Source organism: Microvirga pakistanensis (genome assembly GCF_004458765.1).
Lineage (GTDB): Bacteria > Pseudomonadota > Alphaproteobacteria > Rhizobiales > Beijerinckiaceae > Microvirga > Microvirga pakistanensis.
This window is the reverse complement of sequence record NZ_SPJX01000469.1, coordinates 22,010-39,346: the sequence shown is the minus strand read 5'-3', so window position 1 is coordinate 39,346 and position 17,337 is coordinate 22,010. Positions and strand designations below refer to the sequence as shown.

Annotated in this window: 19 protein-coding genes; 7 read left to right on the top strand and 12 right to left on the bottom strand. The window is 65.7% G+C overall.

Annotated elements, in window-relative coordinates; genetic code table 11:
- Window positions 1-37: 37 nt before the first annotated feature.
- The 8 genes from E4K09_RS20510 to glyA all read right to left on the bottom strand — a co-directional run bounded on the left by E4K09_RS20510 (window position 38) and on the right by glyA (window position 6,887).
- The gene (locus tag E4K09_RS20510; protein WP_134499820.1) at window positions 38-1,237 is read right to left on the bottom strand and encodes an MFS transporter; all 1,200 of its coding nucleotides are present in this window, start codon (window positions 1,235-1,237) and stop codon (window positions 38-40) included.
- On the bottom strand, window positions 1,212-2,201 hold the full coding sequence (gene thiL / locus E4K09_RS20505) for a thiamine-phosphate kinase (protein ID WP_134499560.1): 990 nt from the start codon (window positions 2,199-2,201) through the stop codon (window positions 1,212-1,214). The genes E4K09_RS20510 and thiL overlap by 26 nt, the downstream gene beginning before the upstream one ends.
- A 28-nt stretch (window positions 2,202-2,229) precedes the next feature.
- Window positions 2,230-2,712: a transcription antitermination factor NusB gene (gene nusB, locus E4K09_RS20500; RefSeq protein WP_134499559.1), complete on the bottom strand. Its 483-nt coding sequence runs from the start codon at window positions 2,710-2,712 to the stop codon at window positions 2,230-2,232.
- A 2-nt stretch (window positions 2,713-2,714) separates the two neighbouring features.
- Window positions 2,715-3,203 carry a 6,7-dimethyl-8-ribityllumazine synthase gene (gene ribH / locus E4K09_RS20495; RefSeq protein ID WP_134499558.1) on the bottom strand — a complete coding sequence of 163 codons (489 nt, stop codon included), beginning with the start codon at window positions 3,201-3,203 and terminating at the stop codon, window positions 2,715-2,717.
- Window positions 3,204-3,299: 96 nt separating this feature from the next.
- Window positions 3,300-3,935, bottom strand: coding sequence for a riboflavin synthase (locus tag E4K09_RS20490; RefSeq protein ID WP_134499557.1), 636 nt, complete (start codon window positions 3,933-3,935; stop codon window positions 3,300-3,302).
- Entirely contained in the window at window positions 3,935-5,071 is a 1,137-nt protein-coding gene (gene ribD, locus E4K09_RS20485; protein ID WP_134499556.1) for a bifunctional diaminohydroxyphosphoribosylaminopyrimidine deaminase/5-amino-6-(5-phosphoribosylamino)uracil reductase RibD, read from the bottom strand. The genes E4K09_RS20490 and ribD overlap by 1 nt, the downstream gene beginning before the upstream one ends.
- Entirely contained in the window at window positions 5,071-5,568 is a 498-nt protein-coding gene (nrdR, locus tag E4K09_RS20480; protein WP_134499555.1) for a transcriptional regulator NrdR, read from the bottom strand. Before nrdR ends, ribD begins: the two co-directional genes overlap by 1 nt.
- 14 nt (window positions 5,569-5,582) lie before the next feature.
- A complete protein-coding gene (gene glyA, locus E4K09_RS20475) occupies window positions 5,583-6,887 on the bottom strand; it encodes a serine hydroxymethyltransferase (protein ID WP_134499554.1) in 1,305 nt (434 codons plus the stop codon).
- 131 nt (window positions 6,888-7,018) lie between these two features.
- Here glyA and E4K09_RS20470 point away from each other — a divergent pair, with 131 nt between their 5' ends.
- Complete coding sequence (locus tag E4K09_RS20470) at window positions 7,019-7,408, top strand: permease (protein ID WP_244610613.1); 390 nt, start codon at window positions 7,019-7,021, stop codon at window positions 7,406-7,408.
- Between the two features lie 110 nt (window positions 7,409-7,518).
- On the opposite strand, the gene E4K09_RS20465 is transcribed toward E4K09_RS20470, so the two are convergent.
- The 3 genes from E4K09_RS20465 to E4K09_RS20455 all read right to left on the bottom strand — a co-directional run bounded on the left by E4K09_RS20465 (window position 7,519) and on the right by E4K09_RS20455 (window position 10,641).
- Window positions 7,519-8,778, bottom strand: coding sequence for a L,D-transpeptidase family protein (locus tag E4K09_RS20465; RefSeq protein ID WP_134499552.1), 1,260 nt, complete (start codon window positions 8,776-8,778; stop codon window positions 7,519-7,521).
- 352 nt (window positions 8,779-9,130) lie between these two features.
- Window positions 9,131-9,589 (bottom strand): DUF6163 family protein, encoded by a 459-nt coding sequence (locus tag E4K09_RS20460; protein WP_134499551.1) that lies wholly within the window; start codon window positions 9,587-9,589, stop codon window positions 9,131-9,133.
- Complete coding sequence (locus tag E4K09_RS20455; protein ID WP_134499550.1) at window positions 9,589-10,641, bottom strand: enoyl-CoA hydratase/isomerase family protein; 1,053 nt, start codon at window positions 10,639-10,641, stop codon at window positions 9,589-9,591. The genes E4K09_RS20460 and E4K09_RS20455 overlap by 1 nt, the downstream gene beginning before the upstream one ends.
- Window positions 10,642-10,841: 200 nt before the next feature.
- Between E4K09_RS20455 and hemB the strand changes: the two genes are divergently transcribed.
- From hemB to wrbA, 6 genes are all read left to right on the top strand, one after another.
- Window positions 10,842-11,882: a porphobilinogen synthase gene (gene hemB, locus E4K09_RS20450; RefSeq protein WP_134499549.1), complete on the top strand. Its 1,041-nt coding sequence runs from the start codon at window positions 10,842-10,844 to the stop codon at window positions 11,880-11,882.
- 16 nt (window positions 11,883-11,898) lie between these two features.
- The gene (locus E4K09_RS20445; RefSeq protein WP_134499548.1) at window positions 11,899-13,254 is read left to right on the top strand and encodes a branched-chain amino acid ABC transporter permease; all 1,356 of its coding nucleotides are present in this window, start codon (window positions 11,899-11,901) and stop codon (window positions 13,252-13,254) included.
- Between the two features lie 30 nt (window positions 13,255-13,284).
- The gene (locus E4K09_RS20440) at window positions 13,285-14,526 is read left to right on the top strand and encodes a threonine ammonia-lyase (RefSeq protein ID WP_134499547.1); all 1,242 of its coding nucleotides are present in this window, start codon (window positions 13,285-13,287) and stop codon (window positions 14,524-14,526) included.
- 10 nt (window positions 14,527-14,536) lie between these two features.
- Window positions 14,537-15,022, top strand: coding sequence for an RDD family protein (locus E4K09_RS20435; RefSeq protein WP_134499546.1), 486 nt, complete (start codon window positions 14,537-14,539; stop codon window positions 15,020-15,022).
- A gap of 103 nt (window positions 15,023-15,125) precedes the next feature.
- Window positions 15,126-15,872, top strand: coding sequence for an arginyltransferase (locus E4K09_RS20430; RefSeq protein ID WP_134499819.1), 747 nt, complete (start codon window positions 15,126-15,128; stop codon window positions 15,870-15,872).
- A 91-nt stretch (window positions 15,873-15,963) separates the two neighbouring features.
- The gene (gene wrbA, locus E4K09_RS20425; protein WP_134499545.1) at window positions 15,964-16,644 is read left to right on the top strand and encodes an NAD(P)H:quinone oxidoreductase; all 681 of its coding nucleotides are present in this window, start codon (window positions 15,964-15,966) and stop codon (window positions 16,642-16,644) included.
- An 81-nt stretch (window positions 16,645-16,725) separates the two neighbouring features.
- Here wrbA and E4K09_RS20420 read toward each other — a convergent pair whose 3' ends face one another.
- Window positions 16,726-17,337: a glutathione S-transferase family protein gene (locus tag E4K09_RS20420; protein WP_134499544.1), complete on the bottom strand. Its 612-nt coding sequence runs from the start codon at window positions 17,335-17,337 to the stop codon at window positions 16,726-16,728.

Sequence of the window (17,337 nt, the reverse complement as noted above, 5' to 3'; positions counted from 1 at the left end):
ATACTTCCCGCCAAACCCACAGGAAGCCGTTTAGACTTTATGCGGGTACCGCCGCTCGCGCCCTCTGCTGCCAAGCCAAGAGAACTAGCGCGGCCGCGACAGGGGGGAAGACCATCCAGTTCACAGTTTCCCACCCGCCCTCATTCAGGAGCTTCCCGGAAGAGAACGACGCAACGGCCACCGATCCGAAGACCAGGAAGTCGTTGGCGGCCTGAACCTTTGTACGCTCTTCCGGACGATAGCAATCGGTCACCATGGCGGTCGCGCCGATGAAGCCGAAGTTCCAGCCGATGCCGAGGAGGATGAGCGAGGCCCAGAAATGGCCCACGTCGACGCCTGACAGGCCGATGACAGCGGACACGGCGATCAGGCCTAATCCGGCGGCCGTCACCCACTCCTTGCTGAAACGGGCGATGAGACGCCCGGTGAAAAAGCTGGGGCCGAACATGGCGAGGATATGCCAGCGAATACCGGAGGCTGCGTCTCCGATCGTATGCCCGCAGCCGACCATCGCCACGGGCGCGGCCGTCATGACGAAACTCATGAGGGCGTAGGAGACGAGACCCGCCACCACCGCGACGATGAACCGGGGCTGCCTCACGATCTCGCGCAACGGCCTGCCGCCCGCCTTCGGGGCGGCGCTGACGGGCACCGGTTTGAGGAAGGAGACAACCGCCATGGACAGGAGGGCGAGAGCCCCCTGCCCCAGGAAGGCGCCCGAAAACGGGGCGGCCGGTGAGGCATCCTGCAGCCAGATCACCGTCTGGGGGCCAATGACGCCAGCCGCGATGCCGCCGGTCATCACCCAGGAGATAGCCCGCGGCTTGAAGGCCTCGGAGGCCGCATCTGTCGCGGCGAAACGGTAGCTCTGGTTGAACGAGCCATACATGCCGATGATCAGAGTGCCGAGGCAGAACAGCAGGAAGCTGGTGGACACGATGCCGAAGGCCGCCAGGCAGCCGCCGAACAGCCCGATGCCCGCTCCGACGACATAGCCGATGCGCCGTCCTGCCCGGCGCATGAGTATGGCGGCGGGAATAGTTCCGAGGGCAAGGCCGAGATTGAGCAGGCTGACCGGGAGAGTGGCCAGTTCTTTGTTATCGGCGAGGTTCTGCCCCACCAAGCCACCGAGAGACACCACGATGGCCGGGCTTGAACCGCCGAGCGCCGTCGCCACGGCGAGAATGATGGCATTGCGCTTGGCGAGAGCGTCAGAAATGGGAGAATGAGCCTGCATCGTAACGTCTTTCAGCACCTTCGATCCGAAAGACCGGGAGTTCATGCCCTGCAACGACTCGGCCTATGGCGGACACCATGATGCCGACGCTATCGGCCTGTTTTCTGAAGCTGTCGAGCTTCTTTTCCGGCAGAGTGCAGAGAATCTCATAGTCGTCTCCGCCCGTCACGGCGACGTCGAACAGGCCCGGATCGGCCGCGATCGCTCTGCTCACGGCGGCGGAAAACGGCACCGCCGCTGCTTCGACCACGGCCGAAACGCCGCTCGCCCGCATCATCTTGGCAAGGTCGCCCGCGAGCCCGTCGGACACGTCCATGGCGGCATGGGCATGATCCCTCAAGGCGGAGGCAAGACGGTGGCGCGGCTGCGGGTGAAGATAACGGTCGGCGAGATGCGCCCGCTCGGCGGGCGAGAGACCCCCGGCCCAGGCGGGCGCCCGCCGGAGCCTCAGGCCCAGGGCGGCGTCTCCGATGGTGCCCGTCACGCAGATCACGTCACCCGCGCGGGCGCTCGTGCGGCGGACCATTGTTCCGGTGGGCACTTCGCCGACGGCCGTGACGGACAGGGTGAGTGCGCCCCTCGCCTTCACCGTATCGCCGCCGAGGAGCGGGCACGAGAAGTCGCGGGACGCTTCCCCAAGACCGGCGGCGAAATTCGCGAGCCATTGCTCGGTCCATGTCTCGGGAAGGGCGAGGCTGAGGAGGAACCCCGCCGGGTCTGCTCCCTTGGCGGCAAGATCCGAGACGTTCACGCCCAGTGCCTTCCGGGCGATGGAGGCCGGAGGATCCTCGGGCAGGAAATGAACAGACTCGACCAGGGCGTCCGTGGTGAGCACGAGATCGTGCCCGGCCCTGGGGGACAGGCGGGCGGCGTCGTCCTTCAGGGCAAGGGCGCCCTCGCCCGCAAGAGGCGCGAAGAAGCGGGCGATCAGCCCGTCTTCATTGGGGCGCTCCCGGGCGGTCATGGCGTGGCGATCCCGACCATCCGGAACCCTAGCGCTTGCCCTGCCCTGCCGCCTTCTTCTCGAGCTCGCCGGGACGGACGTCGCGGGCCAGCGCATCGAGAACCGCGTTGACAAGACCGGGCTCGTCCTCGCCGTAGAAACCGTGGGCCACGTCCACATATTCGGTGATCACCACACGGGCGGGAACATCCTTGCGGAACATCAGCTCGTAGCCGCCCGCGCGCAGAATGGCGCGCAGGACCGCCTCGACGCGGCGCAGCGGCCACCCCTCGGACAACGCCTTGTCGATCTTCACGTCGATGGGACGCTGGTTCTGCACCACACCGGAGATCACGTTGCGGAAGAACTCGATATCGGACGGCTTGAACTCGATTCCCTCGACCTCTCGGCCGATCCAGAAGGCCTCGAACTCCGCAAGCGCGTCCACAACGGTCTTGCCGGAGAGATCCATCTGGTAGAGGGCCTGGACGGCAGCGAGGCGAGCGGCCGAGCGCTCTGCGGGCTTCGTCATGATCAGGCCTCCAGCTTCTTCTTGATGCGCAGAACGGCGAGCGCCGCTTCCACCGCACCCGCGCCCTTATTCAATTCATTCACGCTCGCCCGGGTCCAAGCCTGCTGTTCATTCTCGACGGTCAGGATGCCGTTGGCGAGCGGGATCTTGCGGGCGACCGAGAGATCCATCAGCGCGCGGGCGCTCTCACCCGCCACGATATCGTAGTGTCCGGTCTCGCCACGGATCACGCAACCCAGGGCCACGACGGCGTCGTAAGGCTTTCCCGCTTTCTCGGCGGCGTCGAGAGCGATGGCCACGGTCGCCGGAATCTCAAGCGCGCCGTCGAGCGTCAGCACGTCCATGGTGGCCTGGGCCGCCTCGACGGCTCCCTGGACTCCGCGCAGCAGCTCGTTGGCGATATCGTCATAAAATCGCGCCTCGACGACCAGAATGCGGGCGCCGGGAACGGGAGGGCGGGAGCCTTGCGGCTTTGCGGAATGCGAGACCATGGAACAGTCCTTCATCCTCTCCCTTGTCGGAGAGGCTCGCGCCGGGCGGACGGCGCCGAACGAGAATGGGTGAAACACGAATGGGATGGGCGTTCCCTACCCCGCCCGGCGGGCCTCCGCAAGCCGTGCGGCGTAGCGGGCCATGAGATCGACCTCCAGGTTGAGCCTGTCGCCCTCCTGGCGCTCGCCCCAGGTGGTCACCGCGAGCGTGTGGGGGATGATGAGCACCGAGAAGAGATCGCCATCGACCGAGTTGACGGTCAGCGAGGTCCCGTCGAGGCAGACCGAGCCTTTCTCCGCGATGAAGGGCGCAAGCGCTGACGGAGCCCTGATGACGAAGCGGGCCGTCGGGCCCCAGGGATTGTCGCCGGCGGTGATCGCCTCCCTGGCCTCGATGGTGGCGAGCCCATCCACGTGGCCGGTGACGATATGACCGCCGAGCTCGTCCCCGATCTTGAGCGAGCGCTCAAGATTGACCCGCGTGCCGGGCTTCCACGCGCCGACCGTCGTGCGTTCGAGCGTTTCCGCCGCCGCGTCGACGTCGAACCAGCAGCCGCCGTCGCGGGGGCCGAAAGCCACCACGGTCAGGCATGGCCCGCCGCAGGCGATGGAGGCGCCGAGGGCGATTGTCGCGGGATCGTAGGACGCGTGGATGCGCAGGCGCTTCAGGGTGCCCTGAGCCCCTTCCGCGGACACGACCTCGCCGACATCGGTGACGATACCCGTAAACATCAGGGCTTCTCCCAGAACATGAAAAGATCGGAGCCGACCTGTTCGTCGGCGTAAAGATCGAGGGCGTCCATGCGGTCCTGGAGCGCGAGACCGAGGGCGGGCACGTCGCCTTGACCGCGCGCGGAGCGCCCGGTGATGAGTACCAGCTCATCGATCAGATCGGCCCGCGCCAGCGCATCCGCCAGTCCCGGGCCGCCCTCGCAGAACACACGGGTGAGGCCACGGGTGCCGAGAAGGCCGAGAGCCTCGCTCAGCGACACCTGTCGTTCCTCGGACGAAACACGCAGCACCTCTACGCCCTGCGCGACGAGCGCCCGCTCCGCCGCGACGGGCGCGGCGAGCGTGGTGACGATCCAGGTCGGGATCTCGCGGGCTCCCGCGACGACGCGGGCCGCCGGCGGGGTGCGCAGATGTGAATCGAGCACGATCCGAAGCGGCGAGCGGCTCTCAAGACCGGGCAGGCGGACATTGAGCAGCGGGTCGTCCGCCAGAACGGTGCCGACACCGACCATGATGGCGTCCGCGTGCGCGCGCATCAGGTGCACCCTCCCGTTGGCGATCCCCCCTGTGATCATCAGGCGCGGTCCCTGACGCGAACCGGCCAAGCCCTCCGTCGTGCGGGCGAGCTTCACGGTGACGGCCGGCCGTCCCTTCGTGACGCGCATGATATGCCCGCGATGCGCGCGGCGGGCCAGGGGCTCCAGGCAGCCCGCGACAACCTCGATCCCGGCCGCCCGCAGGCGGGCATGGCCGAGCCCCGCGACCCGGGAATCCGGATCCTCGATGGCTGAAACCACCCGGGCAATGCCCGCCTCCACCACCGCATCCGCGCAGGGCGGCGTTTTGCCATGATGGGAGCACGGCTCCAGGGATACGTAGAGGGTTGCGCCCTTCGCCCGTTCACCGGCCGCCGCCAGCGCGACGCGCTCCGCGTGAGGGCGGCCGCCCGGCTGGGTCGCCCCTTGCGCGACGATGACGGGAGCGTCCTCCCTTTCATCCACCACCACGGCTCCCACCGACGGATTGGGCCAGGTCAAGCCGAGATGCCGCTCCCCGAGCGCAATGGCGAGGCGCATCAGGCGCTCGTCCTGGCCGTGTCTGTCGGAGGCTTGGTCCTGTGCGCCGGTGGAGCTCATCACTCGGACTGCGCGGGCTTCTTCTTCAGGCGCGGAGTGTCCTCCGGCTCCTCCGCCAGTTTGCCAAGAAGCTCCTCGAAGTCCTTGGCTTCACGGAAGTTCTTGTAGACGGAGGCGAAGCGGACATAGGCCACGTCGTCGAGGGCCTTGAGGCCCTCCATCACGAGCTCGCCCACCGTTTCGCTCGGAACCTCGCCGTCGCCCATGCTCTCGAGCTGGCGCACGATGCCGTTGATCATGCGTTCCACGCGCTCGGGATCGACCGGGCGCTTGCGCAGGGCCACCTCCACCGACTGCTGGAGCTTGTCGCGATCGAACGGAACGCGCCTCCCCGAACGCTTCACCACGGTGAGCTCGCGCAGCTGCACGCGCTCGAAGGTCGTGAAGCGGCCACCGCAATCCGGGCAGATGCGTCGGCGGCGGATGGAGGAGGAATCGTCCGTCGGCCGGGAATCCTTCACCTGGGTGTCGAGACTCCCGCAATAGGGACAACGCATCTTTCGACCCGGAATCAGGCGTAGATCGGGAAGCGGCGGGTCAGCTCGTGCACACGGGCCTTCACCGATTCCTCGACGGGGGCATTGCCTTCCTGGCCATGCTGGGCAAGGCCGTCCAGGGTCTCGACGATCAGTTCGCCCACCTTCCGGAACTCGGCCACGCCGAAGCCGCGCGAGGTGGCGGCGGGAGTGCCGAGGCGGATGCCGGAGGTGACCATCGGCTTCTCGGGGTCGAAGGGCACGCCGTTCTTGTTGCAGGTGATGTGGGCGCGGCCGAGGGCCGCCTCGGCGGCCTTGCCGGTGAGCCTCTTCGGGCGCAGGTCCACCAGCATCAGGTGGTTGTCCGTGCCGCCGGAGACGATGGCATAGCCGCCTTGGAGAATGGTGTCGGCCAGCACCTTTGCGTTCTCGACCACGGAGCGGGCATAGAGCTTGAACTCGGGGCGCAGCGCCTCGCCGAAGGCCACGGCCTTGGCGGCGATCACGTGCATGAGCGGGCCGCCCTGGAGGCCGGGGAAGATCGCGGAATTGACCTTCTTGGCGATGTCCTCGTCGTTGGTGAGGATCATGCCGCCGCGCGGGCCGCGCAGGGTCTTGTGGGTGGTGGTGGTCACCACATGGGCATGCGGGAACGGCGACGGATGGGCGCCGCCCGCCACGAGGCCCGCGAAGTGGGCGATATCGACCATGAAGAAGGCTCCGACCTCGTCCGCGATCTCGCGGAAGCGGGCGAAGTCCCAGAACCGGGAATAGGCCGAGCCGCCGGCTACGATCACCTTCGGCTTGTGGGTGCGGGCGAGTTCGGCGACCTCGTCCATATCGATGATCTGGTCGCTCTCGCGGACCTTGTAGCTCACCACGTTGAACCACTTGCCGGACATGTTCACGGGCGAGCCGTGGGTCAGATGGCCACCGCAGGCGAGGTCCAGGCCCATGAAAGTATCGCCCGGCTTCATAAGCGCCATGAAGACGCCCTGGTTGGCCTGGGAGCCGGAGTTGGGCTGGACGTTGGCGAACTTGCAGTCGAACAGGCGCTTGGCGCGCTCGATGGCGAGCTCCTCGGCCATGTCCACGAACTGGCAGCCGCCATAGTAGCGGCGGCCCGGATAGCCCTCCGCATACTTGTTGGTCATCACCGACCCTTGCGCTTCCAGGACGGCGCGGGACACGATGTTCTCGGAGGCGATCAGCTCGATCTCGTCGCGCTGGCGACCGAGCTCGAGCCCGATGGCACGGGCGATCTCGGGATCACTGTCGGCAAGGCTGGCCGAGAAAAAGCTGTTGGACAGGTGACTTCTTGCTGCTTCGCTCGCGCTCATGATCGTTCTCGCCTTGCTGTGAGCCCCGCCTGAAAAGGTGCTCGATCCCCGATGGCCCAGGCCTTTACCACGGGCAGCCCGAGCCCGCCAACCCGCACGATCCATGCTTACCCGGCTGTGACGCGAGGCGGTTGGTCAGTGCCGCCGGCGATCTTCTCTTCCTTGGAAAATGGCTGGTCCTCGCTTTCGTGCTCGAAAGCCTGGTGCTGAGGTATATTCCAGCGGACCTGATCGTCCTGGCTTTAGGTGGAACCGGCTTGATGCCGATCCTGACCGCGGCCCTTGTCGGTATTCCGGCCTATCTCAATGGCTATGCCGCACTGCCCCTGGTGAACGGTCTCATTGAACAGGGGATGGCCCCTGGCGCGGGAATGGCTTTCCTTGTGGGGGGAGGAGTCACCAGCATCCCTGCCGCGATTGCCGTCTACGCTTTGGCACGCTTGCCGCTGTTCCTCGCTTACATCGGTTTTGCCGTACTCGGTGCCGTTCTGTCAGGCATTCTCTATGGATTGGTCGTCTAAGACTTGGTTCGAACAGGTCATCAGCAGACCTGTCCTGTTGTCGTCTCAGTGAAGAAAAGGCATCGGCGGCTGATCCACCGATGCCTTTTGATTGAGGGAGCCTGAAAACCTCAGTTCTGCAGGAACATTTCCTCATCCGGCTCGGTCGGGGTGCGGCTCGCCACCGGGATGGAGGCACCGAGACCGTCCTTGTTGTAGATGTCGTCACGGAACTGCACGAGGCCGTCCGGCGTCGCCCAGGCGGTCATGTAGATCCAGTGGATCGGGACCGGCTGGGCAAGGCGGGCATCGATGCGCTCGCCGGACTTGAAGGTGGCGTCGATCTGCTCGCGGGTCCAGCCGGGCGTGTCCTTCAGGAGCCACTCGATGTAGTCGCGCACGTTCTGGATGCGGATGCAGCCGGAGGAGACGAAGCGGAAATCGTCGCCGAAGATGCCCTTGGAGGGCGTGTCGTGCATGTAGACCCCGTGCTGGTTCGGGATGTTGATGCGCACGAAGCCCATGGAGTTCAGATCGCCGCCCGGATCCTGGCGGAAGCGGTAGCGGGTCGCCTCGTCCGAGAACCAGTTGATCTGGCTGGAGGGAACCTCCTGGCCGGCCGCGTTGAAGATGCGAATCCGGTTCTCCGTCAGGTAGTTCGGCTCCTTCTGCATCTTCGGGATGAGGTCCTTCTTGACCACCGAGGCGGGAGCCGTCCAGAACGGGTTGAAATTTACCTCGACCACCTTCGAGTTCAGCAGCGGCGACTGTCGGTCGATCTTGCCGACGCCAGCGGCGTGGCGGGTATGGACCATCCCGCCCTCCACCGTCTCGACAAGAGCGGCGGGGATGTTGGCGACCACATAGCGGTTGGGCATGCCGCCGGCCACGAGGCTGCGCAGGCGGCCTAAGTTGATCTCGAGCTGGCGGATGCGGATGTCGACCGGCACATTCATGGCGGCCACGGTCGGAGCCGTCATGGTGCCGGTGGAGCTGATTCCATGCCGGGCCTGGAAGCGGCGCACGCCCGCCTCGACGTAAGAATCGTAAATCGGCGATTCACCCGCCGCCGGATCGAGGTCTCCCGTGATGATGAGGCGCTGACGAAGCGCGACCACGGCCGGGCTCTTGGAGCCGACGCGCAGTCCCTGCACCCCCTGAACCGGCTGCCATCCGCCACGGGCGGCGATGTTGCGGTAGTACTCGATCATCTGCTCGGTGGCGGCCAGGGATTCCTGGGAGAGCATGGGGGTCGAGGTCCGCTGCACGCGGGTGCGGGATACGGCCTCGTAATTCTGCGACCATTCGGCCTGGCTTTGGGCCATGGCAGCGGCGGCAGGCGTCAGGACAAAGGCAAGCGATCCTGTCAGGAGGGCACGGCGAGACAACATGAGCGCAGGCTCTTCTCGGTTAGGTGTGGCTCGGCAACGGAAAGCGTCAGGACCATCGTCCAAGGCACTCCCGCTCCCAGCGGAAACTGCCGGGATTGGATTAACGAACGGTATCGAAAACGAAGAACATCGGGGCCGTTTTATGGCAGAACCGCCCCTCGCACGGCCTCCGACCCTCGATACCGGGCTCTACCCCCATGTAACCTGAAACTGTGTTCTTGAGGATACACTTCTCCGTGAAAGGCATAGCTTCCCGGCCATCGCCATGGCATCGGCTGCGGGAGGGCTCGTCTCAGACCCGAGAGCGCGCCTGGCGTCCCATCTTAAGCCTTTATCATATAACGGTGTTTTCCTATTCTTCCTGAGCCGCGAGCCACGAAACGGCGATATAGACCGCCACGAGCGTCAGGAAGAACACGATCGTCAGGATGCCGCTGGAGACGATGCCCGGGAAGAAGGCCGCGAGAATCAGGTGGCTCATCACCGCCAGCAGCCACATGATCCCGCCCCAGGTGCTGGCCATCCAGAGGCCCACGGCGGCGATCAGGTCGATCAGGGCGAAGTAGATGATCGTCGCCTGATACCCCGTGGAGCGGGCCTCGAACTGCCCGACGGGCGTCCAGATCCCGAGGATCACGGACCAGAAGCTGAGGCCCTTCATGATCCACACGATGGCGAGCACCCGCATGAACCAGGTGAGGATGAAGCCCCAGCGCATGGAGGCAGGGGCCGGCGGTCGCTCCTCGATGCGGTCGGAGAGGTAATCCCTTGCACCGTCGTGCTGTGCCCCGTGGTTGCCATTGCGAGGCATCAGGCCGTCTCCAGTTCATGCGGCCCGAGGCTGGCGAAATGACGGTCGACGGCGTCCCGCGTCACGCTGTCGAGTGAGGCAGGATCCCAGCGAGGCTGGTTGTCCTTGTCGATCAGAACCGCGCGCACGCCCTCGAAGAAGTCCCTGCCCTCTCCGATCCGGGAGACGATGCGGAACTCGGTCCTCATGGCCTCCTCGAAATCGAGGGACGCTCCCCGGCGTACCTGCTCGAAGGCGATGCTCATGCTCGTCGGGGATTTCGTCCGCATGCCGGCCGCGGTCTTGGCGGCGAATTCCGATCCCTGGCCCGCCGCCTCGTCGAGACGCTGGAGAACGGCGGTAACGCTCTCCGCGGCGAAGCAGGAATCGATCAGGGAGCGTTCGGCGTCCAGAGGAGCCGGCCCCGGATCGGTCGATGCCTGCGCGAGCGTTTCCTCGACCGGCGCGCCGGCAATGAGGGCCTGCCGCAGAGCGTCCATGCCACCGCTTGCCACGGCGTGAGTGGCCAGGCCCAGCGCCAGCGCATCCGCCTGTTTGACCCGCTCGCCGGTCAGCGCAAGATACATGCCGGCCTGGCCGGGGAGGCGCGGCAGGGCATAGGTCGCGCCCACATCAGGGAAGAAGCCGATGCCGACCTCCGGCATCGCGAAGAGATAGCGTTCACCCGCGACCCGATGGGAGCCGTGCAGGGACACGCCGACACCGCCGCCCATGACGATGCCGTCGATGAGGGAAATATAAGGCTTCGGATAGCGCTTGATGGCGATGTTGAGCCTGTACTCCTCACGCCAGAAGGCGAGCGCCTCCTCGCGCTCGCCTGCCTGCAGAAGCTCGGTCAGACGGCGGATGTCGCCCCCGGCGCAGAAGGCCTTCTCGCCCGCGCCCTGAACGATCACGCGGGTGACCTGCGGGTCATCGGCCCACGCATCGAGGGCCTCGCGCATCCGGCGCACCATGGTGAGGGTCAGGGCATTGAGAGCGCGAGGACGGTTGAGGGTGACGACACCGGCTGCTCCCTGCTTCTCGCAAACGACGTCCGCGTTTTCGTCCATGGAGCGTTTCCCTTGCTTCATCTCGAAAGCCTGTCCGCGATTAAACAGGGCCGAAGGTTACCGTCAATGCATGGCTGCCCCGTGCGGCTTCCCCGCAGGAATATGTCGGATGCGACGCAGAACCCTTTTTTAGAGCAATTTAAATGTGCTACCCCTCTCCGCATGCGCTGGCGCAGCGAAGCCGGCGCCGGATGAGGATTATGTCGAAACTGTCGCCGTTCCCCCGCCCCGCAGCTCAGGAAGCCGCTTCCTCCCTGAACCTGTCCCACCGCCTGCGACGCAATCGCAAGGCCGAATGGGCCAGGCGGCTGGTGCGTGAGAACGTGCTCACGGCGAACGACCTGATCTGGCCGCTCTTCGTGGTCGAGGGCATGGGCGGGCGTCATCCGGTTGCCTCCATGCCGGGGGTGGAGCGTCTGACGATCGACGAGGTGGTGAAGGAGGCCGAGCGCGCCGCAGCCCTCGACATTCCTGCCCTCGCGCTCTTTCCCTACACGGATCCGTCGCTTCGCGATCCGACGGGCTCGGAAGCGCTCAACAGCCGCAATCTCGTCAACCGCGCGGTGCGCGAGATCAAGCGCGCCGTCCCCGAGATCGGCGTGATCACGGATGTCGCCCTCGACCCCTATACCAGCCATGGCCACGACGGCGTGATGGACGGCGAGCGGATCCTCAACGACGAGACGGTGGCGCTGCTCGCCAGGCAGGCGGTTCTCCAGGCGGAGGCGGGATCCGACGTCATCGCTCCCTCGGACATGATGGACGGCCGCGTGGGCGCGATCCGCGCCGCCCTCGACGAAGCCGGGTTCCAGGACGTGCAGATCATGGCGTACGCGGCGAAATACGCCTCGGCCTTCTACGGTCCGTTCCGCGACGCCATCGGCACGAGCGCCACGCTGGTCGGCGACAAGCGCACCTACCAGATGGATCCGGCCAATTCGGACGAAGCCATGCGGGAGGTCGCCCTCGATCTCGAGGAAGGCGCGGACATGATCATGGTGAAGCCCGGGATGCCCTATCTCGACATCGTCTGCCGAGTTAAGGAGACCTTCGCCGTCCCGACCTTCGCCTACCAAGTGTCGGGCGAATACGCGATGATTCAAGGGGCGGCCAACAACGGCTGGATCGATGGCGAACGGGCCATGATGGAGAGCCTTCTCGCCTTCAAGCGGGCCGGCGCCGACGGAATCCTGACCTATTTCGCACCCCGCGTCGCGGAGAAGCTGAAGGCCCGAGCCTGACCGCGCAGGGCCGCCGATGAGAGGGGCAGGCTTCCTCGGGGCATGGCGTCCGATCGCCTGTCTTGCGGGCCTTTTCCTGCTTGCCGCCTGCGGATTGACGATAGATGCGGATCAGGCGCGCGTGTGCCGATCCACCCTGCCCGCGCTCAACCCGGGCGCGACGGTTACCGTCCAGCGCATCGAGGACGGTCCCGCCGCGCGAAGCATCACCATCCTCTACTCGGCCCAGTACCCGGACCGTCCGCCCCTCGACCGCTATGCCATCTGCACCTTCGCGGCCGAGGGCCTTGCCCTTGACAAGGCCGAGCTGACCGGCCTGGCCACCGAGGAAGGGCCGGTCTCGGGCGCCAGCCTCTACATACTCAAACATTACTACCTCAACACCCCGGAGGGCGTGGCGGCCGATCCCGGGAGCCCACCCCATGCGGCTGTCGTCGAGCTTCCCTCCGTTCTCGCCTATTGGCTCCAGCAGATTCTCGTGAGCCTCCCCCGCACAGCGATCTATGCCCTTCTCTCCGTCGCCTTCGCGCTGGTCTTTGGCCTCAGCGGCCGGGTCAATCTGGCGTTCGGGGAACTGGCGGCCATTGGTTCGGCCGCGACCGTCACGGGAGTGGCCATCGTGCTGGCCTCCGGCTTGAACTCGCCGCTTCTCGGCATCGCGGCAGGCCTCCTCGGCGCCGTGTTCGCAGGAGCGATGCACAGCGCCATCGGCGGCTCCTTCACCATCAGCCGCATTCGCACCGGCAGTTCCCAGCCGAGCCTCATCGCGACGGTCGGCCTCTCTCTCGCACTCATGGAGTATCTGCGCCTCGTGCAGAGCCCCGTGACGATCTGGCTGCCGCCGATCTGGTCGGACGCATGGCCCCTCGCCCGCTCGGCGGATTTCCTGGTCAGTCTGACGCCCGTCAGCCTCATCACCGCCGGCACCGGGCTCACGGCCGCCCTGGGGCTACTCTGGCTCATGAGGGCGACCCGCTTCGGACGGGCCTGGCGGGCGGCTGCGGACGATGCGGGCGCGGCGGCCCTGATGGGCGTCAACGGCCCCCGTCTCCTCACCCAGACCCTCGCGCTGGCGGGCGGGATGGCAGGTCTCTCAGGGATGCTGATCGTCCTGCAGTACGGGGGCTTGGGCTTCGCAGGCGGCTTTCAATACGGCCTCAAGGCCCTGATCGGCGCCGTCATCGGCGGCATCGGTTCCATCCCGGGCGCCCTGTTGGGAGGTTTCGTGATCGGGCTGTACGAAACCGCCTGGTCGGCATATCTACCCATCGAAGGACGGGATATCGCGCTCTACGCCGCCCTCGTCGTCTTCCTGATCTTCCGGCCCGGCGGATTGCTGGGCTATCAGGAGACGACTCCAAGACCCGTTTAGGGCTATACGACAAGAAAGCCGGAGGAAGCCTTGGCCGAATACGCCATTACCCTTCAGGACGTCGAGCTTGCAGCCGGCACCATCAAGGGTCAGGTTCTGCGCACCCCGCTCGTACCCGCGCCGCGCCTGTCCCAGATCACGGGCGCCAAGGTCTGCGTGAAGCACGAGAACATGCAGCCCACCGGCTCGTTCAAGGAGCGGGGCGCCGTGAACAAGCTGGAAAGCCTCACCCCCGAGGAGCGCCGGCGCGGCGTCATCGCCATGTCGGCGGGCAACCACGCCCAGGCGGTCGCCTACCACGCCCGCCGCCTCGGCATCCCGGCCGTGATCGTCATGCCCGAGAGCGCCCCCCTGGTGAAGGCGGAGAACACCCGCGCCTACGGCGCTCGCGTGGTGCTGTTCGGCGAAACCCTTTACGAATCCGCGTCCAAGGCGCGGGAAATCGCCGAGGCGGAGGGCCTCGTCTTCGTCCACCCCTACGACGACCCGAAGGTCATGGCAGGCCAAGGGACGATCGCTCTGGAGATGCTGGCGGACGCCCCCGATCTCGACCAGATCGTGGTGCCCATCGGCGGCGGCGGCCTGATCTCAGGGATCGCCCTTGCCGCGAAGGCCCTGAAGCCGTCCATCGAGATCATCGGCGTGGAAGCGGCGCTCTATCCATCCTTCACCAACGCGATCAGGGGCGAGGACCGCCCCATCGGCGGCGCGACGCTGGCCGAAGGCATCGCGGTCAAAACCGTCGGACAACTGCCGCTGCCCGTCGTGCGGGATCTCGTTTCGGACATCGTCCTGGTGGAGGAGCCGCTGATCGAGCGCGCCGTCAATGCCTATGCCACCCTGCAGCGCACCATGGCCGAAGGGGCCGGCGCGGCGGGCCTTGCCGCCATGCTGGCTGACCCTCGGCGCTTCGAGGGCAAGCAGGTCGGGCTGGTGCTGTGCGGCGGCAACATCGACGCGCGTATCCTCGCCTCGGTGATGGTCCGCGAGCTGGAACGGGACGACCGGATCGCGTCCTTCCGCATCACCTCCCATGACAGGCCAGGCCTCCTCGGTCGCGTGGCGAGCCTCCTCGGAGGGCTCGGCGCGAACATCCTGGAGGTTTCCCACGGCCGCCTCTTCCTCGACGTGCCCGCCAAAGGCGTTTCCATCGACATCACTCTCGAAACGCGCGACAGACAACATACATTGGAGGTGTACGAGACCCTGAAGGCGGAAGGTCTCGCACCGCTGCGGATCGACTCCCGCGGCCTGTCGGAGACCGCCTATTGAGGATCAGGACATGGTCAACCGGCCCTACCCGCCGACCATCGACTACAGTGCGTTTCAGGTCGACAGCCGCCTGACCGAGGGCGTCATCGCCCGCCGGTTCTGGGCCTATCTCATCGACCTGCTCGTGATCGCGCTCTGGGTAGTGCTGATTTCCATCGGCATCTTCTTCTTGGGACTGATCACCCTGGGGCTCGGCTGGGGCCTGTTCTTCGCCCTACCCCTCACGGCCTTGATCTTCATCGTCTACAACGCCGTCACCATCGGGGGGCCCCACCAGGCGACGGTGGGGATGCGCACGATGGGTCTTCGCGTGGTCGACCCGTCGACCGGCCGACGGGTGTCGATGCTCGCAGCCGCAGTCCACGCTCTGTTCTTCTACGTGGCGATCTCGACCTTCCTGCTCTGGGCCTGCGACGTGATCATGGGTTTGGTCCGCAGCGACGGACGCTTCATCCGCGACCTGCTCACGGGAATGCTGATCATCCGAAGCGAATAAAAAGACTGCGACTCATCCGTTCTTTTCCTGGACGGCGCGGGCACCAATGTTATGCTTCGAGCGTTGATTGAGCGCTCAAGGTTTCTCCACAGGGCTTCCCGGCTTGACGAGTCACTCCCGCGACACACCGCAGTTCTATCTCACCTCTCCCTCTGCCTGCCCGTACCTGCCGGGCAAGGAAGAACGGAAAGTCTTCACGCACATCGTCGGACGGCGTGGGCGCGAGCTCAACGAGATCCTCACGCAGGGTGGCTTCCGCCGCTCGCAGACGATCGCCTATCGCCCCGCCTGCGACACGTGCAGGGCGTGCGTGTCGGTTCGCGTCCTCGTCGACGAGTTCGCGGCGTCGGGAAATCTGAAGCGCGTTCTCAAGACCAACGCCGATCTCATCGGCAACGAGATTCCCAACAAACCGAGTTCGGAACAGTACTCCCTGTTCCGCCGCTACGTCGACGCGCGCCATGCCGATGGCGGCATGGCGGACATGACTGTGCTCGACTACTCCATGATGGTCGAAGACAGCCACGTTGACACGCTGCTCATCGAATACCGCCGTCGCGGGATCGACAGCGGCATCACCGGCAGGGGCGAAGGCGCCCTCGTCGCCGTCGCTCTCACGGACGTCATGAGCGACGGCCTGTCGATGGTCTATTCCTTCTACGATCCGGAACGCCAGGACCGAAGCCTCGGCACCTTCATGATCCTTGATCACATCCGTCGCGCGAAGGCGATGGGGCTGCCCTATCTCTATCTAGGCTACTGGGTCGAGGGCTCGAAGAAGATGGGCTACAAGGCCCGCTTCACACCCCAGGAGCGTCTGGGCGGCCATGGCTGGGTTCGGGTGGGATGAAAGATTCGGCCGAGTGTTTCCTTCCTGAGCCGGAACAACGGTCGGCAGCCGCTCGTTCGTTGCGTGATCTTTCAAGGCAACGGACGGTGCGATGGCCAAAATTCTCGTTCTCTACTACTCGTCCTACGGGCATATCGAGACCATGGCCCGGGCCATCGCGGAGGGTGCACGCTCGGTTCCCGGCACCGAGGTGACGATCAAGCGCGTTCCCGAACTCGTCCCGGAGGAGATTGCCCGCAAGTCCGGCATGAAGATCGACCAGGACGCGCCGATCGCCAATCCCAACGAGCTCGCGGATTACGACGCGATCATCTTCGGAACCCCCACCCGCTACGGCAACATGGCGGCGCAGATGCGCAACTTCCTGGATCAGACCGGTGGCCTATGGGTGAAGGGGGCGCTGGTCGGCAAAGTGGGTAGCGTGTTCGCCTCCACGGCGACCCAGCATGGCGGCCAGGAAACGACCATCACGTCCTTCCATACCACCCTGCTCCATCACGGCATGATCATCGTGGGCCTGCCCTATTCCTATCCCGGACAGACGAAGATGGACGAGATCTCCGGCGGCACGCCCTATGGTGCGACGACGCTCGCGGGCGGCGACGGTTCGCGCCAGCCGAGCGAGAACGAACTGGGCGGCGCACGCTTCCAGGGCCGGCACGTGGCGGAGATCGCGGCTCGCCTCGAACGGGGCGCAGGCGAACGCGGTCCGGTGCCTGCCGACATGCAGAACCCGACGGAGACAACCGGCGGAACGGCGGATCAGAGCTGACTGCGGAAGGCGGAAGCCCGGCTCGCAAGGGGCATCCCGGCAATTGCAATTTGTGCCGCCGAGGGCGACCGCGATCCTCACTCAACCGAGGAGCCCATAAGGGGGCGCCCAGCCCGGAACGGCACGGATGCGGTCGAGCCACGCCCTCACATTCCTCCATGCGCTGTAGTCGATCCCGGTCTGCTCAGGCCAGAAGAGATAGCTGCAGCATGCGATATCCGCGACGGAGATCGTCGAGCCGAGCAGGAATGCGTCCTTGGTCCGGAATTCCTCGTCGAGCCGGTCGAGGTCGGCGCGGGCGCGGGATTCCAGCCAGGCAATCACATCGGGCGACGTATCGTTCGTGAAATATCGGGCGAAGCGCAGATTGGAGATGGAGAAGGTGATCCGGTTCGCCTCCCAGAACAGCCACTCGACCGTACGATCGGGATCGCACTCGCCGCGTAGTTGGCCCGTGGTTCGCGCCAGGTGCATGAGAATGGCGTTCGACTGAACGAGCGCCTCGCCGTCCGTGACGAGAACCGGAACCTCGCCATAACGACTGACCTCCCGAAATTCGGGAGGCCTATGATTGCGCGCGATCGTCAGGTCGACAGGCCGGTACTCGTGCTCGAGCCCGAGAAGCGTGAGAGCCAGTTTCACCTTGTAAGAATATCCTGACTCTCTGTTCCCATAGAGCACGAGTCTCGGCAT

Bases quoted from the DNA above. Each gene is read 5' to 3' on its own strand.
- E4K09_RS20510 (WP_134499820.1), bottom strand. From the start codon at position 1,237: ATGCAGGCTCATTCTCCCATTTCTGACGCTCTCGCCAAGCGCAATGCC.
- thiL (WP_134499560.1), bottom strand. From the start codon at position 2,201: ATGACCGCCCGGGAGCGCCCCAATGAAGACGGGCTGATCGCCCGCTTC.
- nusB (WP_134499559.1), bottom strand. From the start codon at position 2,712: ATGACGAAGCCCGCAGAGCGCTCGGCCGCTCGCCTCGCTGCCGTCCAG.
- ribH (WP_134499558.1), bottom strand. From the start codon at position 3,203: ATGGTCTCGCATTCCGCAAAGCCGCAAGGCTCCCGCCCTCCCGTTCCC.
- E4K09_RS20490 (WP_134499557.1), bottom strand. From the start codon at position 3,935: ATGTTTACGGGTATCGTCACCGATGTCGGCGAGGTCGTGTCCGCGGAA.
- ribD (WP_134499556.1), bottom strand. From the start codon at position 5,071: ATGAGCTCCACCGGCGCACAGGACCAAGCCTCCGACAGACACGGCCAG.
- nrdR (WP_134499555.1), bottom strand. From the start codon at position 5,568: ATGCGTTGTCCCTATTGCGGGAGTCTCGACACCCAGGTGAAGGATTCC.
- glyA (WP_134499554.1), bottom strand. From the start codon at position 6,887: ATGAGCGCGAGCGAAGCAGCAAGAAGTCACCTGTCCAACAGCTTTTTC.
- E4K09_RS20465 (WP_134499552.1), bottom strand. From the start codon at position 8,778: ATGTTGTCTCGCCGTGCCCTCCTGACAGGATCGCTTGCCTTTGTCCTG.
- E4K09_RS20460 (WP_134499551.1), bottom strand. From the start codon at position 9,589: ATGCCTCGCAATGGCAACCACGGGGCACAGCACGACGGTGCAAGGGAT.
- E4K09_RS20455 (WP_134499550.1), bottom strand. From the start codon at position 10,641: ATGGACGAAAACGCGGACGTCGTTTGCGAGAAGCAGGGAGCAGCCGGT.
- hemB (WP_134499549.1), top strand. From the start codon at position 10,842: ATGTCGAAACTGTCGCCGTTCCCCCGCCCCGCAGCTCAGGAAGCCGCT.
- E4K09_RS20445 (WP_134499548.1), top strand. From the start codon at position 11,899: ATGAGAGGGGCAGGCTTCCTCGGGGCATGGCGTCCGATCGCCTGTCTT.
- E4K09_RS20435 (WP_134499546.1), top strand. From the start codon at position 14,537: ATGGTCAACCGGCCCTACCCGCCGACCATCGACTACAGTGCGTTTCAG.
- wrbA (WP_134499545.1), top strand. From the start codon at position 15,964: ATGGCCAAAATTCTCGTTCTCTACTACTCGTCCTACGGGCATATCGAG.
- E4K09_RS20420 (WP_134499544.1), bottom strand. From the start codon at position 17,337: ATGCCGAGACTCGTGCTCTATGGGAACAGAGAGTCAGGATATTCTTAC.